Source organism: Dokdonella sp. (assembly GCF_036518555.1).
Classification (GTDB): domain Bacteria; phylum Pseudomonadota; class Gammaproteobacteria; order Xanthomonadales; family Rhodanobacteraceae; genus Dokdonella_A.
This window is the reverse complement of sequence record NZ_DATDMY010000282.1, coordinates 1-16,199: the sequence shown is the minus strand read 5'-3', so window position 1 is coordinate 16,199 and position 16,199 is coordinate 1. Positions and strand designations below refer to the sequence as shown.

General features: G+C 69.3%; 12 protein-coding genes and 1 pseudogene. 7 read left to right on the top strand and 6 right to left on the bottom strand.

Annotated elements, in window-relative coordinates; genetic code table 11:
* Both speA and VI238_RS15360 read left to right on the top strand, forming a co-directional pair.
* Positions 1–1,355, top strand: a 1,355-nt coding sequence (gene speA, locus VI238_RS15365; RefSeq protein WP_331652917.1) for a biosynthetic arginine decarboxylase, incomplete at its 5' end; no start/stop codon positions are given.
* Between the two features lie 267 nt (positions 1,356–1,622).
* The gene (locus VI238_RS15360; protein ID WP_331652915.1) at positions 1,623–2,489 is read left to right on the top strand and encodes an NAD(P)-dependent oxidoreductase; all 867 of its coding nucleotides are present in this window, start codon (positions 1,623–1,625) and stop codon (positions 2,487–2,489) included.
* A 41-nt stretch (positions 2,490–2,530) separates the two neighbouring features.
* Here the strand turns inward: VI238_RS15360 and VI238_RS15355 are convergent, their stop codons facing one another.
* Both VI238_RS15355 and VI238_RS15350 read right to left on the bottom strand, forming a co-directional pair.
* Positions 2,531–4,072: a PQQ-binding-like beta-propeller repeat protein gene (locus tag VI238_RS15355; protein WP_331652913.1), complete on the bottom strand. Its 1,542-nt coding sequence runs from the start codon at positions 4,070–4,072 to the stop codon at positions 2,531–2,533.
* A gap of 121 nt (positions 4,073–4,193) precedes the next feature.
* Entirely contained in the window at positions 4,194–5,759 is a 1,566-nt protein-coding gene (locus tag VI238_RS15350) for a PQQ-binding-like beta-propeller repeat protein (RefSeq protein ID WP_331652911.1), read from the bottom strand.
* 147 nt (positions 5,760–5,906) lie between these two features.
* On the opposite strand from VI238_RS15350, the gene VI238_RS15345 reads away from it, so the two are divergent.
* Both VI238_RS15345 and VI238_RS15340 read left to right on the top strand, forming a co-directional pair.
* Positions 5,907–7,250 (top strand): PQQ-dependent sugar dehydrogenase, encoded by a 1,344-nt coding sequence (locus VI238_RS15345; RefSeq protein ID WP_331652909.1) that lies wholly within the window; start codon positions 5,907–5,909, stop codon positions 7,248–7,250.
* Positions 7,250–8,920 (top strand): PQQ-dependent sugar dehydrogenase, encoded by a 1,671-nt coding sequence (locus tag VI238_RS15340; protein ID WP_331652907.1) that lies wholly within the window; start codon positions 7,250–7,252, stop codon positions 8,918–8,920. Before VI238_RS15345 ends, VI238_RS15340 begins: the two co-directional genes overlap by 1 nt.
* Here VI238_RS15340 and VI238_RS15335 read toward each other — a convergent pair.
* The 4 genes from VI238_RS15335 to radC form a co-directional block, all read right to left on the bottom strand.
* A complete protein-coding gene (locus tag VI238_RS15335) occupies positions 8,883–9,485 on the bottom strand; it encodes an SPOR domain-containing protein (protein WP_331652905.1) in 603 nt (200 codons plus the stop codon). The two genes, VI238_RS15340 and VI238_RS15335, sit on opposite strands and share 38 nt — an antisense overlap.
* Positions 9,485–11,170: an arginine--tRNA ligase gene (argS, locus tag VI238_RS15330; RefSeq protein ID WP_331652903.1), complete on the bottom strand. Its 1,686-nt coding sequence runs from the start codon at positions 11,168–11,170 to the stop codon at positions 9,485–9,487. Before argS ends, VI238_RS15335 begins: the two co-directional genes overlap by 1 nt.
* 195 nt (positions 11,171–11,365) lie before the next feature.
* The gene (locus VI238_RS15325) at positions 11,366–12,427 is read right to left on the bottom strand and encodes a hypothetical protein (RefSeq protein WP_331652901.1); all 1,062 of its coding nucleotides are present in this window, start codon (positions 12,425–12,427) and stop codon (positions 11,366–11,368) included.
* Positions 12,428–12,492: 65 nt separating this feature from the next.
* Positions 12,493–13,155: a RadC family protein gene (radC, locus tag VI238_RS15320; RefSeq protein WP_331652899.1), complete on the bottom strand. Its 663-nt coding sequence runs from the start codon at positions 13,153–13,155 to the stop codon at positions 12,493–12,495.
* Between the two features lie 257 nt (positions 13,156–13,412).
* Between radC and coaBC the strand changes: the two genes are divergently transcribed.
* The 3 genes and pseudogenes from coaBC to VI238_RS15305 all read left to right on the top strand — a co-directional run.
* Entirely contained in the window at positions 13,413–14,669 is a 1,257-nt protein-coding gene (gene coaBC / locus VI238_RS15315) for a bifunctional phosphopantothenoylcysteine decarboxylase/phosphopantothenate--cysteine ligase CoaBC (protein ID WP_331652897.1), read from the top strand.
* Positions 14,666–15,145, top strand: coding sequence for a dUTP diphosphatase (dut, locus tag VI238_RS15310; protein WP_331652895.1), 480 nt, complete (start codon positions 14,666–14,668; stop codon positions 15,143–15,145). The genes coaBC and dut overlap by 4 nt, the downstream gene beginning before the upstream one ends.
* A gap of 276 nt (positions 15,146–15,421) precedes the next feature.
* Positions 15,422–16,199: pseudogene (locus VI238_RS15305) on the top strand (hypothetical protein); the annotation flags it as partial.

The window sequence follows — 16,199 nt, the reverse complement described above, 5'->3', positions numbered from 1 at the left end:
AGCTGCGTTACGTGGTCGAGGAGGCGCGCGAACTCGGGGTCGAACCGCTGCTCGGCGTGCGCATGCGCCTCAAGAGCCTGGGTGCCGGCAAGTGGCAGAACTCGGGCGGCGACAAGGCGAAGTTCGGCCTCACGCCGCGCCAGCTCCTGACCCTGCTCGACGAACTCGACGCGGCGAAGCTGTCGCATACGCTCAAGCTGCTGCATTTCCACATGGGTTCGCAGATGTCGAACGTGCGCGACATCGCCAATGGCATGCGCGAGGCGGTGCGCTACTTCGTCGAGCTCTCGCGCATGGGCCTGCCGATCACCCACATGGACGTCGGCGGTGGCCTCGGCGTCGACTACGAGGGCACGCGCTCGCGCTCGGACTGCTCGATCAACTACGGCCTCGACGAATACGCCTCGGCGATCGTCGGCGTGCTCGCCGAGGCGTGCAAGGCGAACGGGCTCGCAGCGCCGCACGTGTTGACCGAATCGGGCCGCGCGTTGACCGCGCACCATGCGGTACTCGTCGTCAACGTCAGCGAGATCGAGGAAGCGCCGCGCGGCGCGGTCCCGCCGCCGCGCGCGGACGAGCCGAGCGTGCTGCGCCGCCTGCGCGAAGTGCTCGGCGAGATCGAGCAGACGCCGCCGACCGAGCTCTACCACGAGGCGCAGTACCAGCTCGCCGAAGGCTACTCGCTGTACGGGCTCGGCCAGCTGTCGCTCGAGGACCGCGCGCAGCTCGACGACCTCTACTACGCGATCGTCAATGCGGTGCGCGCGCGCCTCAAGCCCGACGAGCGCGCGCACCGGCAGGTGCTCGACGAACTCAATGCGATGCTCGTCGACAAGTACTTCGTCAACTTCTCGGTATTCGAGTCCGCGCCCGACATCTGGGCGATCGACCAGGTGTTCCCGATCGTGCCGATCGCGCGCCTCGACGAGGCGCCCGATCGGCGCGGCGTGATCGCCGACCTCACCTGCGACTCCGACGGCCGCATCGACCACTACGTCGAAGCCGACGGCGTCGACGTGAGCCTGCCCTTGCATGCGCCGCTCGCGGACGAGTCGTATCGACTCGGGGTATTCATGGTGGGCGCCTACCAGGAAACGCTCGGCGACATCCACAACCTGTTCGGCGACACCGACGCGGTCAACGTCAAACTCGCCGGCGACGGCTACGTTTTCAGCCATCGCCGCCGTGGCGACACGACCGACCTCATGCTCGACTACGTCGGCTACGACCTTGCCGCGCTGCGCGCGGCCTACCGCGACAAGATCGCCGCGGTCGGCGTCGGCGCGGACGAGGCGGCGCGCCTCGAGGCTGCGCTCGAGCATGGCCTCACGGGCTACACCTATCTTGTCGAGTGACCAGGCAACGCCAGGCAAGGAAAGGCAAAAGCCTGAAACACGAAGGACACGAAGGAACGATCGGAGAAGAGCTTGAAACACGGAGCACACGGAGCACACAGAGGAAGAACTCCTGGACCAAACCTCCTGGTTCCTCGTCTGTCGCTTTCTCCGCGTGCTCGGTGAGCTCAGTATTTCAATCTTCCTTCTTCGTTCTTGGCTTTACTTCGTGTCCTTCGTGTCCTTCGTGTTTCAATCTTTGAGCTTTGCACGCTGGAGAAGTATTCCATGAACGAAATCAGGGCCGGATTCGTCGGTCTCGGTGCGATGGGCTTGCCGATGGCCGCGCATCTCGCGCGCGCCGGCCTGCTCGCCGCGGCGTGGAACCGCTCGCACGACAAGGCGCGCGCGCTCGCGGACGAGTTCGCCGTCGCCGCGCCGGAGGACATCGCCGATCTCGTTCGCGCGTGCAACGTCATCGCGCTGTGCGTGCCCGCCGACGCCGACGTGATCGAGCTCGCGCGAACGATCGCCGAGCACGCGCGCCCGGGCACGTCCGTCGTCGACCATTCGACGGTGTCGTCGGTGACCGCGAAGCAGGCGCACGCAATCCTCGCCGCGCGCGGTTGTGCGTTCCTCGACGCACCGGTGTCCGGCGGCGTCGAAGGCGCGAAGAACGGCAAGCTGTCGGTGATGGTCGGCGGCGACGCGGAGGCGCTCGAGCGCGTCCGCGCCGTGCTCGCCTGCTATGCGGCGAAAGTCAGCCACATGGGCGACGTCGGCGCGGGCCAGAACACGAAGGCGGTGAACCAGGTGCTCGTCGCCGGCATCGCGCAGGCGGTGTGCGAAGGCCTTGCATTGTCCGAACGCCTCGGTCTCGATCCGGAACGACTGTTGCCGACGCTCGGCGCCGGTGCCGCGGGCAACTGGTTCCTCGACAAGCGCGGTGCGACGATGCTCAGGAACGAGTTCAAGGTCGGCTTCAAGCTCGCGCTGCTGCACAAGGACCTCAAGATCGTGCGCCAGCTCGCGCTCGACGCGGGCACCGACCGTTCGGTCATCGAGAAGTCGCTCGCCGACTACGCGGTGCTGCTCGCGCAGGGCCACGGCGACGAGGACATCTCGGCGCTGATCCGCCTCAAGCGACCGCGCTGAGCGCGACGGCGGCGCGCGCGGCGCCGCCCCGCGAGCAGCGATCAGCCGTCGAAGCCGTTCGCGAAGATGATGTCGGTTGGCGCGGGCACGGCGAACTTGTACAGCATGGCCGGGTTCGCGTAGTTGACCATGTAGACCGCTCCGTTGACGACGATCGGGCTGCCCCACTTGAGCGAGCCGACCGCGGGCGAGGTCCAGAGCACGCTTCCATCATGCGGGTCGCGCGCGACAACGCACGTACCGGATGCGCAGCCGCCAGCGTGATAGAGGACGCCGTTGGCGACCACGAGCGAGGTTGCCGACGTCGACTTCTGCCACGTCGGCTGGAGATGCGGCATGTTTGATCCGCCCAATGTGAGCTTCAGGCCGGAAATGCCATTATTGTTCCCGATGTAGAGCCAGCTCGCGCCGTCGCCGCTATTGTCAACCCAGACAGCGGGCTGGGTCTTCAGTCCGGATTGGGAGATCGGGACGTTGATGAGCTCCAGTTCGCCACCGACGCCGCCAGCGCTTCCGGTGCCGCTCATGTCGTCCAGATCGATCAGGCGCAACTTAGAGTCCTTGCCGGTCTGCGCGCCGAGATGCTGGATGGCGCTGCCTACCGGCGCCGGAACGATCGCGAGAGAGACGGAACCCAAATCGACGTCCTGGCCGTCCAGTTGCGCATAGTTCGAAGGCGTGTAGCTATCGAGCGGCAGACCGCCAATGTCGGCGGTGCCGTCCGCGCGCAAAGCGAGTACGCTATCACCCCAGTTCTTCCCGCCCGTGTTCGCGTTGAACAGGCCATTGCCTGTGACGATGTAGATGCGGTCGGTCGCGGCGTCGTATGTGGCACCGGGTCGACCCCAGATTCCGCTCTGGGTTTCGCTGCAGTCGTTCACGCCATTCTGACCATTCAAGATCATGTGCACCGACACATCGCTGCACAGCGTATTGAACACGCGCTGCGAACCGGTTGCTAGGTCGATCGTGGTGATGTGACCCTGATAGTCACCTCCATCGCCGATATACCCATCATTGACGACGTACAGGCGCGCGACGCCACCCGATGTAGCGAATGCGAGCCCGGACGCACCTTTCTCGACCTGCGGTTTGAGCGTCGCGATGTGTGGCCAACCATCACTCGTCACCTCGATGCCGTCGCCGATACTGTACTTGTGCACCTTGCCGTCGGCGCCGTAGCTGTAGACGTACTGGCGGTCGGGGTCGATCGCGGGCGAACTCTCGATCGGCGTGTGGCCGCCCGGCGTCGTCATCGTCCACACCTCGCTGCCGTCGGCCGCGTCGAGCGCGGTGATCCGGCCGCTCTGCGCGGTCACGAACAGCAGGTCCTTTGTGCCGTTCGCGGTGGCGATCGCCTGCGCAAACACGGGGGCCGCATTCACGCGGCCAGTCAGCGTGACCGCGTACTTCTGTTCGAGCTGCGCGACGTTCGCCGCGGAGACGGCGGTCTCGGCAGTGTTGTTCGCGCTGTGCGCGGGGTCGAAACCCCACTGTGGCCAGTCGGTCGCGAAGGCCTCGGCGGCGAGGAGCCCGCCGGTGGCGAGCAGGGCGGTGCGGAGCAGGGCGTGCGAGCGCGTCATGACGGACTCCGGGGCGCCGTGGGCGCTGTGAGGGGAGTCCGATCCTACGCCGGAAGGGTCGCCAGGACGACGCGCGACGTGTCGAAGCTGCGGAGCGGGTCACGCCTCGCGTGGCCGTCGCTCAGCGCACCATGCCGTCGAAGCCGTTGCGGAAGATCACGTCGCCCGCGGGCAGCGCGAACTTCCACAGCTTGCCGTTGTTGTCGGTGACGTAGAGCGCGCCGTCGACGAGGATCGGGCTCTGCCAGTGCACGTTGCCGATGTGCGGCGAACTCCACAGCACGTCGCCCGTGAGCGGATCGTGCGCGGTGACGCAGAGGCCGCCGTCGGCGCACGGGCCCGCGTGGTAGAGCACGTCGTTCGCGACGATCGGCGAGGTCGATGCGTTCGACGATCCGACACGGTTCCAGCGCATCGTCAACGCGGGGCGGTTGTTGCCGTCGAGGCCGAGCTGCAGACCCGACAGGCCGCTGCCGTTGCCTGCGAACACCCAGGTCGAATGATCCGCCGGATTGACCCACACGGCGGGCTGCTCGCGCATGCGGTCGCCGGGAAACCCGTTGCCGCCCTGCGGCACGTCGATGAGCTGGATCTCGCCGCCGACGTGCGCGGGGCCGCCCTGGCCGCTCATGTCGTCGAGGTCGATCAGGCGCAGCTTGCCGTCCTTGCCGGCCTGCATGCCGAGGTGCGCGACCGTGCTGCCCGCGGGCACCGGCAGGATCGCCATCGACACCGAGCCGAGGTCGGTGTCGCCGTTCTGCAGGTTCTGGAAATTGGACGGCGTGTAGCTGTCGAGCGGCTGGCCGTTGCCGGAGCCGGTGCCATCCGGCGCCAGCGCGAGCACGCTGTCGCCCCAGTCGAAGCCGCCCGTGTTCGCGTTGAACGTGCCATTGCCCGTCGCGACGTACACTCGATTGGTCGCGGCCGAATAGGTCGCTCCGCCGCGGCCCCAGATGCCGCTCTGCCGGCCCGCGCAGTCGTCGGTGCCCGGCGTGCCGTTCAGCACGAAGTGGATCGCCTTGTCGCTGCACATGACGTTGAACAGGTGCTGCGTGCCGCTCGCGAGATCGATCGAGACGAGGTGGCCCTGGTAGTCGCCACCGTCGCCGATGTAGCCATCGGTGACGACGACGAGATGGTGCGTGTTGCCCGAGCTGGCGATGGTGAGGCCCGATGCGCCCTTTTCGACGCTCGTCTTCAAGGTGATCGTCTGTGGCCAGCCGCCGCTCGTGACCTCGCTGCCGTCCCCGATCGCGTACTTGTGTACCCTGCCGTCGACGCCGTAGCTGTAGACGTACTGCAGGCCCGGATCGATCGCGGGCGATGCGGTCGTCGGTTGCGGCCCCGACGTCGACTGATGCCACACTTCGCTGCCGTCGGCGGCGTCGACCGCCATCAGGCGGCCGTTCTTGCTGAGCAGGAACAGCAGGTCCTTCACGCCGCCGGCCGTCGCGACACCGCCCTGGTACACGGGCGCGCTGTCGACCGACGATGCGAGCGCCGCGCCGTTCGGATACACGGACAGGAGTTCGGCGAGATTCGCGGCGGAGAGCGTCGTTTCGGTCGCGTTGAACCCGCTGTGCGCGGCGTCGTAGCCGAACTGCGGCCAACTGCCGGCGTGGACGTCGGCGATGCCGAACGCGATCGCGACGGCGAGGGAGGAACGCAACAGCGTGGCACGGGTCATCGTCGGGCTCCGGGCATCGGCGGGCGTCCGCCGCATCGGGCCATCGTACGCGCGGGCGCTCCGCGCGATGATGACGCACGCCACGGCTTTCACGTCCGCCGACGCGGCGTGGTAAAACGCGCATTCCTGTCCCTGCGGAGATCACCCATGCGTCGGATCGGAATCTGTTTCGCCGTTCTCGCCGCGAGCGCGTCGCTGCACGCGGCGATTGCTCCCGCGGACCTGGAACTCGTGCGCTGGCCGGATGCGTCGACGACGTTCACGGAGCCCGTCGCGATCCGCGCGCCGGACGACGGCAGCGGTCGCACGTTCGTGGTCGAGCGCTGTGACAACCCCGGTAGCTCGAACACGACCGGGCACATCCGCGTGGTGAAGAACGGCAGCGTGTTGCCGACGGCCTTCCTGTCCGTCGCGGTGAGCTGCTCGAGCGAGCAGGGGCTGCTCGGCCTCGCGTTCGATCCGCAGTTCGCGAGCAACGGAACGTTCTATGTGACCTACACCGCGACCGGCAGCGGCCTCGGCGACAGCGAGGACCAGGTGCTTGCACGCTACACGGTATCGGCCGGCAATCCGGACGTCGCCAACCCGACGGGCACGGTGATCCTGCGCGTGCCGGACATCGCGGGGAACCACAACGGCGGTGACCTCCACTTCGACCACCAGGGCTACCTCGACTGGTCGATGGGCGACGGCGGCGTGCAGAACGACCCGAACGGCTTCGCGCAGTGCACAGGGCGCAAGAAGGCCGACAACAACCCCGCGACCTGTCATTCGACGTCGGGCTCGGGCCCCACCTACTACCTGCTCGGCAAGATCATCCGCCTCGACGTGCACGCGACGACCGCCTCCGCGCCCGCGAACTTCTGCGGCGCGACGCCGGGGCAGCCGGCGCCGTACGCGATTCCGCCCGGCAATCCGTTCCGCGATGTCGCGCAGTTTCCGCAGGAGTGTGCGGAGATCTTCAACTGGGGTTTCCGCAATCCGTACCGCTTCAGCGTCGATCGCGAAACCGGCGACCTCCTGATCGGCGACGTCGGGCAGAACGCGTGGGAAGAAGTCGACTTGCAGTCCGCAGGCAGCGCAGGCCAGAACTTCCAGTGGAACGCCTGCGAAGGCCGCCACACGTTTCCGGGCGGCACGCTCGGCTGCAGTGGGCCGGCCGGCAGCGTCGTGCCGAAGCTCGACTATGCGCACGCCTCCGCGCCGTTCGGTTGCGCGGTCAGCGGCGGCTACGTCTACCGCGGGCCGATCGCGCCGTTGCGCGGCCAGTACGTATTCAGCGACTACTGCACGGGCGACATCTACATCGTCGCGAACACGGCCGCTACGGTGTGGACATTCGAGACGCTCGCAGGCACGCCGGGCCTCAACACCTACGGTTTCGGCGAGGACGCGCAAGGCAATCTCTACGTCGCCAGTTCCGGCGGCGAGATCTACCGGTTCCATTCGCCGAGCAACGACGACGTCATCTTCGCGAACGGCTTCGACTGATGCGCGCGCACCGTGAATCGTCCCGTCGTCGCGCGCGCATTGCCGCGGCCGTCGCCTTCGCCTGGGCCGCGAGCGCGTCCGCGCAGACCGTTCCCGCAGACCTCGCGCTCGACGTCGTCACCGACCAGGTCGTCGCGCCGATCGGCGTGCGCGCGCCGCACGACGGCAGCGGGCGCCTGTTCGTGATGAGCCAGGCGGGCACGATCCGCATCGTCAAGGATGGCGTGCTGCTGCCGACGCCGTTCCTCAGCGTGCCGGTCACCTATCCGGGATTGGGCGGCACGAGCGGCCTGCTCGGCCTTGCGTTCCATCCGAACTACGGCCACGACGGAATGCCGCACAACGACGAGTTCTACGTCGTCTCGATGCGCCCGCCCGGCTGCACGCCCGCGGGCACGTGCCTCGGCAGCGGTCCGGACGAAGTGCTCGAACGCTACACGGTCTCGGCCGCGAATCCCGATGTCGCCGATCCGACCGGCACCGTGGTCATGCGCCTCGCCGACAACTCGCCGCCGTCGTACCACAATGGCGGCGACATCCATTTCGGTCCGGACGGCTACCTCTACATGTCCTCGGGCGACGGCGGCCAGGAGAGCGGCACGCACTGGCTCGCCGAGTGCCTGTGGAAGAAGCCGAACGACACGACCTCGGCGAGCTGCGGCACGAGCGCGGCGACGCCGCAGTATTTCCTGCGCGGCAAGCTGCTGCGCATCGACGTCGACACGCGCGGCGGCATCGCCGGCGCCGAGATGTGCGGCACCGCGACCGGCGTCGCGGCGGAGTACGCGATACCGCCGGACAACCCGTACGTCGGAAGCAGCCAGACCTGCGACGAAACCTGGCTGTACGGGTTCCGCAATCCGTGGCGCTGGAGCTTCGATCGCGCGACCGGGGACGTCTGGATCGGCGACGTCGGCCAGAACCAGTACGAGGAGGTCGACTTCCGCGCGGCGGGCTCGAGCGAGCCGCCGTTCTACGGCTGGCACTGCATGGAAGGCACGGCCGTGTTCAACACGAGCCAGGCGTGCGCGGCGCCGATCGCGGCCAACGTGTTGCCGCTGCTCGAGTACACGCACGCGAGCGGTCGCTGCGCGATTACCGGCGGCTATCGCTACCGCGGCCCGATCGTGCCGTTGCGCGGCATGTACATCTACGCCGATTCCTGCTCGAGCGAACTCTTCTTCGCCAAGCCGGACGGGCTCGGGCAGTGGAGTTCGACGGTCTGGCGCGACGACGCCAACGATTACGGCACCTATTCGGGTTTCGGCGAGGACGAGGCCGGCAACCTCTACGTCGCGAATACCGCGACCGGCGTCGTCTACCGCTTCGCGTCGTCGCAGACGACGGTCACGCACACGGTGACGCCGCACACGGGACCCGGTGGCGCGCTCTCGCCGGCGACGCCGCAGGAGGTCGACGAGGGCGGCACCGTCGCGTTCGACGTGCACGCGGATGCGGGTTACGCGATCGACGCCGTCGACGGCTGCGGCGGCGCGCTCGCGGGCACGCTCTACACGACCGCGCCGATCGTCGCCGACTGCGTGGTCGACGCGGCGTTCGCCGTGAGCGCTTCGGACATCGTGTTCCGCGACGGCTTCGACGCGGTGCCCGCGCGGACGCCGCAGGCGAGCGTCACTGCGCGGGCTGTTCCTTCAGCGCGATCGCATTGATGCCGTTGTCGGCGAGCGAGCGCTTGGCCGCCTCGAGTTCGCTCGCGCTCGGATACGGGCCGAGGCGCACGCGGTGCCAGGTCTTGCCGTTGATCGTGACCGGCTGTACCTGCGCGACGAAGCCCGCGAGCGCGAGCTTCGCCTTCGCTTCGTCGGCCGCCTTCGGGTCCGGGTAGGAGCCCGTCTGCAGCACGTAGCGCCCCGACGCGGGCGCGGGCGCGGTCGTCGCCGGCGTCGCGGCCGTGCGTGCCTGCTGCTCGGCCTTCGCCTTCGCCGACAGCTCGGCATCGGGAATCACGACCTCGGCTTCCGGCAACACCTGGTAGAAGTCGTAGTTCTTCTTCGGCTTCGCTTCGGCGACCGGCGGCTCGCTTTCCTTCGGCGCGGTCGCCGCCGGATTCGGTTGAGGCAGGTCCTTGCGGCGCAGCAGCGGCGCCCAGTCCTTGACGAGCACGAGCGCCATGAGGCCGATGCCGAGCAGCATGCCGGCGAGCAGCCAGAGCCATGCCGGCGTCTGTCCGCCGTTGCCGCCGCGCGTCGCCTGGCGTCCCTTCTTCGCTGCCATCACATGCTCTCCGGGGCGGATACGCCCAGCAGGTCGAGGCCGTTCGCCAGCACCTGGCGCACGGCGTTCGCGAGCGCGAGCCGCGCGTCGCGCAGGTTCGCGTCGTCGACGATGAATTGGCTGGTGTTGTACCAGCCGTGGAATGCGGCCGCGAGTTCGCGCAGATAGGTCGCGACGAGGTGCGGCTCGAGGTTCGCGCCCGCGTTCTCGACCACTTCGGCGTAGCGCGAGAGCTCGACCAGCACGAGCTGCTCGGCGTCGCCGTCGAGGCGCGCGAGGTTCGCCAGTCCGTTCGCGCGATCCCACGCGAGGCCGCGCTCGCCGAGCTGGCGCATCACGCTGGCGACGCGCGCGTGCGCGTACTGCACGTAATAGACCGGATTGTCGTTGGTCTGCGCGCGCGCGAGGTCGATGTCGAACACGAGTTGCGAGTCGGACTTGCGCGCGATGAGGAACCAGCGCGTCGCATCGCGGCCGACCTCGTCGATGAGGTCGCGCAGGGTCACGTAGCTGCCGGCGCGCTTGGACAGCTTCACTTCCTCGCCGCCGCGCATGACCGTGACCATCTGGTGCAGCACGTACTCGGGCCAGCCCTGCGGGATGCCGCAGTCGAGCGCCTGCAGGCCCGCCTTCACGCGCATGAGCGAGCCGTGGTGGTCGGAGCCGAGCTCGGTGATCGCGCGCTCGTAGCCGCGCAGCCATTTGCTGCGGTGGTAGGCGACGTCGGGCACGAAGTACGTGTACGAGCCGTCGGACTTGCGCATGACGCGGTCCTTGTCGTCGCCGAAGTCGGTCGTACGCAGCCAGAGCGCGCCGCCCTCCTCGTAGGTGTGGCCGTGCGCGACGAGTTCGCGCACGGTCTCGTCGACCTTGCCGTCGCCGTACAGCGAACTCTCGAGGAAATAGACGTCGAAGCCGACGCCGAACGCGGCGAGGTCGGCGTTCTGCTCGCGTCGCAGGTAGGCGACGGCGAAGCGACGGATCGCATCGAGGTCGTGCGGATCCTTCGCGCCGGCCACCACGTGGCCTTCCACCTCGACGCTGTCGCCGCGCAGGTACGCTGCGGCAACGTCCTTGATGTAATCGCCGCGATAGCCGTCCTCCGGCCAGCCGGCGTCGTCGGGGCCCCTGCCGAGCGCTCGCGCCTGCACCGAGATCGCGAGATTGTTGATCTGGGCGCCGGCATCGTTGTAGTAGAACTCGCGCACGACCTTCCAGCCGTTCGCGTCGAGCACGCGCGCGATGCAGTCGCCGATCGCCGCGGCGCGGCCATGGCCGACATGCAGCGGGCCGGTCGGGTTGGCGGAGACGAACTCGACGCCCGCGGTTCGACCGTCGCCGGCGTGGCCGCAACCGTAACCCTTTCCCTTCACGAGGGCCGCGCCGACTTCGGCCTGGTACGCGGCAGGGCTGAGGAAGAAATTGATGAAGCCGGGGCCGGCGATCTCGACCTTCGAGATCGCCGCCTGCGCGGGCAGCGCCGCGACGAGTGCGGCGGCGACATCGCGCGGCTTGCGGCCCGCCGCCTTGGCCAGCAGCAAGGCCGCATTCGCCGCGAAATCGCCGTGATCGCGGTTCTTGGTGCGCTCGACGACGAACGCGGGTGCGACGCCCGCAGGCAGTTCGCCACGGGCCTGGAGGGCGGCGATCGCAGCGAGGACGAGGTCGCGGAGCTGATGTTTCACGGGTCGGGCCGGCGTGGAAAAGCCGCGTATTGTATGCGGTCCGCACCGGTTCGGCGCGGCCGCGCCGCGCCTTGTCATCGAGTCGTCGCCGATCGCCGCCATCATCGCGGGCGCGACCGGATGGAGCGGGTGGCGTGCGGGATGCGCACGGCGCCCCGGGTGCAGGGACGCACCGTCGCCCGCGTGGCGCGCCGATCAGCCCGTGAGGTCGGCGAGGGTCGCGCGATACGCCTCGATGACCTGGTCGCCGGTCTGCGGCGCCCCCTGCACCGCGATGCGTGCGCGTACGCCCATGCACAGTGCCTTCAGCTTCGGCGCATTCGCTTCCTTGCCGGGGCCGAACGCGGCCATTCCGGCGTCCGACTGGAAGCGGTGCAGTTCGAAGAAGAAGCGATCCTGGCCGTCGGTCAGGAAGTTGAGCACGGGCAGCGCGCTCTCGCCGGCGGCGAGCGAGCGTCCGCTCAGCATCTCGCGTTCGCGGCAGAGGTTTTCCGCCGTGCTCGCGAAGCGCGCGAACGGCTCGGCGACGTTCGCGGTATCGAGGTCGGCCGCGACGAGCGCGAGGCGCTGGGCCGCGACGACGAATCGCTCCGCGCGCCATCCCGGATGCCGCCGGTCGAGGACCTGATCCAGGCGCGAGGCGAGCGCGCCGCCGCTCTGCACGAGGTCGGCCGCGTTGTACGGGTGGCCGCCCGCCGACGCGCGCGCGTCGAACGTGCTGCCCGCGATCATGAGTTCGAGCGCGACGTAGAGGTCGGCATCGCGTTCGCGCGAGAATCCGCACGCGTCGAGAATGCGCCCGGTCTCGTCGATGCTCGCGCGCTCGTTCGCGCCGATGCCGTCGACGGGGTGTTGGGCCTCGCGCTGGCGCAGGTCGTGGCAGGCGCCGAACAGCATCAACGCGCACCAGTCGCGCAGCGCCAGCGCCTGCAGCCCGAGCGTGTCGCGCAATCGATCGATGCGACTGCCGCAGATCTCCAGCACGTGCCCCTCGTTGTGGTACGCGTGGAAATCGCCGCCGAGCGTGCCATGGCGGAACGCGAGCCGGGCGTGGCCGAGTCGCACCGCGTCTTCGGTGCGTTCGAGCAGCGTTCCGTTGCCGGCCGCGGAGAAGACGGCCCACTCGGCGCGACGGCGCGCGAGCAGCGCTTCGACCGGCGCCGCCGCCGTCCCGACGAGCGCGCGAGCCGTGGCGACGTCCGGGATGCGGCGTTCCGTTTCATCGGCTGCGTAGCGGCTCGGGAACGCGAGGATCACGGCGGTCGATTGGAAGTGCGGTGACGTTGGTCCGAGTATAAAGGGGGACATCGCGCGCGTGCGGGTCACAGCCAGCCGCGCTGCGCGAGCGAGGTCGGCGTGCCCTGGCCGACGACGAAATGATCGAGCAGGCGCACGTCGACGAGTTCGAGCGCTTCGCGCAGGCGCGCGGTGATCGCGCGGTCCGCCGCGCTCGGTTCCGCGACGCCCGACGGGTGGTTGTGCGCGACGATGACCGCGGCCGCATTGTGCACAAGACACCGCCGCACGACTTCGCGCGGATGAACGCTCGCGCCGTCGATGGAGCCGCGGAAAAGCTCCTCGAACGCGATGACCCGATGGCGGTTGTCGAGGAACAGGCAGGCGAACACCTCGTAGGGGTATCCGGCCAGCCGTGCCTTGAGGTAGCGGGCGCTCGCGGACGGGTCGGTCAACGCATCGCCGCGGCGCAGTTCCGCGTCGAGGTAGCGCCGACCGGTCTCCAGCGCGGCCGCAAGGCGGCACCAGGCGACGACGCCCATGGACGCGTGCGCGCGCGGTGCGTCGAGAAGGGCTTTGAGACCGCCCGCGGCGACGAGGAGGTCGCGGGCGAGATCGACCGCGGTCTTTCCGCGCCGGCCCGAGCCGAGGAAGATCGCGAGCAGCTCCGCGTCCGAAAGAACGCCGGCACCCTGTGCGAGCAGCTTCTCGCGCGGTCGCTCGCCGTCCGGCCAGTCGCGGATGCTCATGCCCGGGCACCCTCCCCGGGCGGGATCGCGCCCGTCGTCGCGCATGGCGACGGGGTGGGGCGGCGGCGGTCGGGGCATTCGTCCATGCCCGGCCAGTCTGGCCCGTCCTGCGCCGCGCCGCAGCGGCGCTCGGCCGGATTTTCAGTAAGCTAGGGTTCCCCTGAGCTGTCGGTGATTGGCTACATGGCTTCCCGGTTCGACTATCGCGGGTGCGTGCTCGCGCCGACACCCGACGCCTCGCAGGCGGGGATCGATCGATGACGCCCGACGATACGGGCGCGCCGGGGCCGGTCACCCCGTCGCGCGCGCGCCTCGCCGGCGTGCGCGTGCTGCTCGGCGTGTCGGGCGGGATCGCCGCTTACAAGGGCGCCGAACTCGTGCGGCGCCTGCGCGATGCGGGCGCCGAGGTCCGCGTCGTGCTGACCGAGAACGCAGCGCGCTTCGTCACGCCGCTCACGTTCCAGGCGTTGTCCGGCCATCCGGTGCGCACGAGCCTGTGGGACGAGTCCGCCGAAGCCGCGATGGGCCATATCGAACTCGCGCGCTGGGCCGACGAGGTCGTGGTCGCACCCGCGTCCGCCGACCTGATCGCGCGTCTCGCGCACGGGTTCGCCGACGACCTGCTGGCGACGCTCTGCCTCGCCACCGCGGCGCCGCTGTCGATCGCGCCCGCCATGAACCAGCAGATGTGGGCGAACGCGGCGACGCAGGCCAACCTGGCCACGCTGCACGCGCGCGGCGTACGCGTGCTCGGACCGGGATCGGGCGGCCAGGCCTGCGGCGAGTTCGGTGCCGGACGCCTGCTCGAAGCCGACGAGATCGTCGCGAGGCTGGTCGACGGCCGCGGGCCGCGCGAACTCGTCGGCGTGCGTTTCCTCGTCAGCGCCGGTCCCACGTACGAGGACATCGATCCGGTACGCTTCCTCGGCAACCGCAGCTCCGGGCGCATGGGATTCGCGGTCGCGGCCGCTGCGGCCGAGGCGGGCGCGGACGTGACGCTCGTCGCGGGCCCGGTGCACCTCCCCACGCCGCGCGGCGTCCGCCGCATCGACGTGCGCAGCGCACGACAGATGCGCGACGCGGTGCTCGCCGAGGCCGGCGCGAACGACGTGTTCGTCGCCGCCGCCGCCGTCGGCGATTTCCGGCCGCGGGACATCGCGCCGCACAAGCTCAAGAAGACGTCGGGCGACAGCGGCCTCGAACTCAGCCTCGTGCAGAACCCGGACATCCTCGCCGAGGTGGCCGCGCTCGAACGGCGCCCGTTCGTGGTCGGCTTCGCCGCGGAAACCGAGCGGGTCGAGGAGTACGCGCGCGAGAAGCTCGAGCGCAAGCGACTGGACCTCGTCGCCGCGAACGAAGTCGGGGCCGGCCTCGGCTTCGAACGCGAAGACAATGCGTTGATCCTGCTCTGGCCCGGCGGCAGCGACGTGCTCGAGCGCTCCGGCAAGGCCGATCTCGCGCGCGCGCTGGTCGCGCGCATCGCGCGCCTCCGCCTGGGCAAGGTGCCCGCATGAGCGCTCCGGATGGCGCTGCGGCGCGAACGATCGAACTCAGGATCCTCGACGCCCGCCTCGGTCGCGAGTTCCCGCTGCCGTCGCCCGCGACGGCCGCCTCCGCAGGCGTCGACCTGCGCGCGATGGTCGACGCGCCGCTCGCGCTGGAAGCGGGCGCGAGTGCGCTGATTCCGAGCGGGATTGCCCTCCACATCGGCGATCCGGGCCTTTGCGCGCTCGTGCTCCCGCGCTCAGGGCTCGGCCACAAGCATGGCATCGTGCTCGGCAACCTGGTCGGGCTCATCGACGCCGACTACCAGGGGCCGCTGTTGATCTCGTGCTGGAACCGTTCCAACGCGACCTTTACCATCGCGCCCGGGGAGCGCATCGCGCAGCTCGTGATCGTGCCGATCGTTCGGGCCGCCTTCCGGATCGTCGACGAGTTCGCACCGAGCGAACGCGGCGAAGGCGGCTTCGGCAGTTCGGGAACACATTGACGGCGCTCGTGGCGCGGATCGGATCAAGAGGACGGCATGGGCGCACCAGGCAAGGCATTCCCGAAGGAACGGCTCGCGCAGCTCGCCCGGCGCGCGGCGCCCGCACTGCGCACGCTGGGTCCGTTCGCGCTCGGCACGCTCCTGCTCGTTTTCGGTGCGTTCCTGGCCTGGCAGACGTGGCTCCTGTGGTTGACCCAGCGCGGTATCGACAACGCGGACGCCGCCCGGGCCGAGGCGATCGGTGCGGTCGCCGGCGAAGTGCGCGACAGGCAGCGCATGGTGCAACAGGCGCTTGAGGATCCGGGCGTGCAGCAGTCCTTGCGGCTCGGCGCGGACGGGCGCCCGGCGGCGGCCGCCGCCCTGCGGGCCCTGCTGCCGACTGCCACCGATGCCGAATTCTTCAGCGCCGATCTCGACGAGGTGCTTTCCGGCGACCTCAAGGCGATCGGCTACGCCAAAGCCGCGGCATTGATGCAGGCGAAGATCAATCCGAAACAGCCGCTGGCCGAAATGCGCACCGAGAAGACGACCGGCCAGCAGCTGATGATCGCGATGCCTGCACGCGTCGGTGAACAGGTTGTCGCGTTCGCGGTCGTCGAGCTGCCGTTCAAGCCTCTGCTCGACGCGTTCTCGCATACGACCATACAGGGCGCCCGGCTCGAGCTGCGCCAAGGGGACGGCCAGGGCGATCTGGTCATCGCCAGCGTCGGCGAGCGGAGCGGCTCGTCGATCGGCGACGTCGGCGAACCGATTCCCGGCACGCGGCTGCGCATCGGAAAGGCGGAGCCCGCGTACTTCATCATGTTCACCGACAGCCTGCTCGCTTCGCTGGTGCTGAGCCTGCTTTGTCTTGGCGGTGGCGCGCTCGCGTTGTGGATCCGCGGTGTCGGACGCGAGCGCGCGGTCGCCGTGCTGCAGCGCAAGCCCAAGGATGTCCAGCCGGAGATGACGCTCGCGCAGGCGCTCAAGGCCGGGCCCGAACCCGAGGCCCCGGTGGCGTCGAGAACCGCTGCTGCGACCGCGCCGTCGACGCGGAGCGAGAAGAAGGAAGAGA

Excerpts from the sequence above, each read along its gene's own strand:
- VI238_RS15360 (WP_331652915.1), top strand. The coding sequence starts at position 1,623 with ATGAACGAAATCAGGGCCGGATTCGTCGGTCTCGGTGCGATGGGCTTG.
- VI238_RS15355 (WP_331652913.1), bottom strand. The coding sequence starts at position 4,072 with ATGACGCGCTCGCACGCCCTGCTCCGCACCGCCCTGCTCGCCACCGGC.
- VI238_RS15350 (WP_331652911.1), bottom strand. The coding sequence starts at position 5,759 with ATGACCCGTGCCACGCTGTTGCGTTCCTCCCTCGCCGTCGCGATCGCG.
- VI238_RS15345 (WP_331652909.1), top strand. The coding sequence starts at position 5,907 with ATGCGTCGGATCGGAATCTGTTTCGCCGTTCTCGCCGCGAGCGCGTCG.
- VI238_RS15340 (WP_331652907.1), top strand. The coding sequence starts at position 7,250 with ATGCGCGCGCACCGTGAATCGTCCCGTCGTCGCGCGCGCATTGCCGCG.
- VI238_RS15335 (WP_331652905.1), bottom strand. The coding sequence starts at position 9,485 with ATGGCAGCGAAGAAGGGACGCCAGGCGACGCGCGGCGGCAACGGCGGA.
- radC (WP_331652899.1), bottom strand. The coding sequence starts at position 13,155 with ATGAGCATCCGCGACTGGCCGGACGGCGAGCGACCGCGCGAGAAGCTG.
- coaBC (WP_331652897.1), top strand. The coding sequence starts at position 13,413 with ATGACGCCCGACGATACGGGCGCGCCGGGGCCGGTCACCCCGTCGCGC.
- dut (WP_331652895.1), top strand. The coding sequence starts at position 14,666 with ATGAGCGCTCCGGATGGCGCTGCGGCGCGAACGATCGAACTCAGGATC.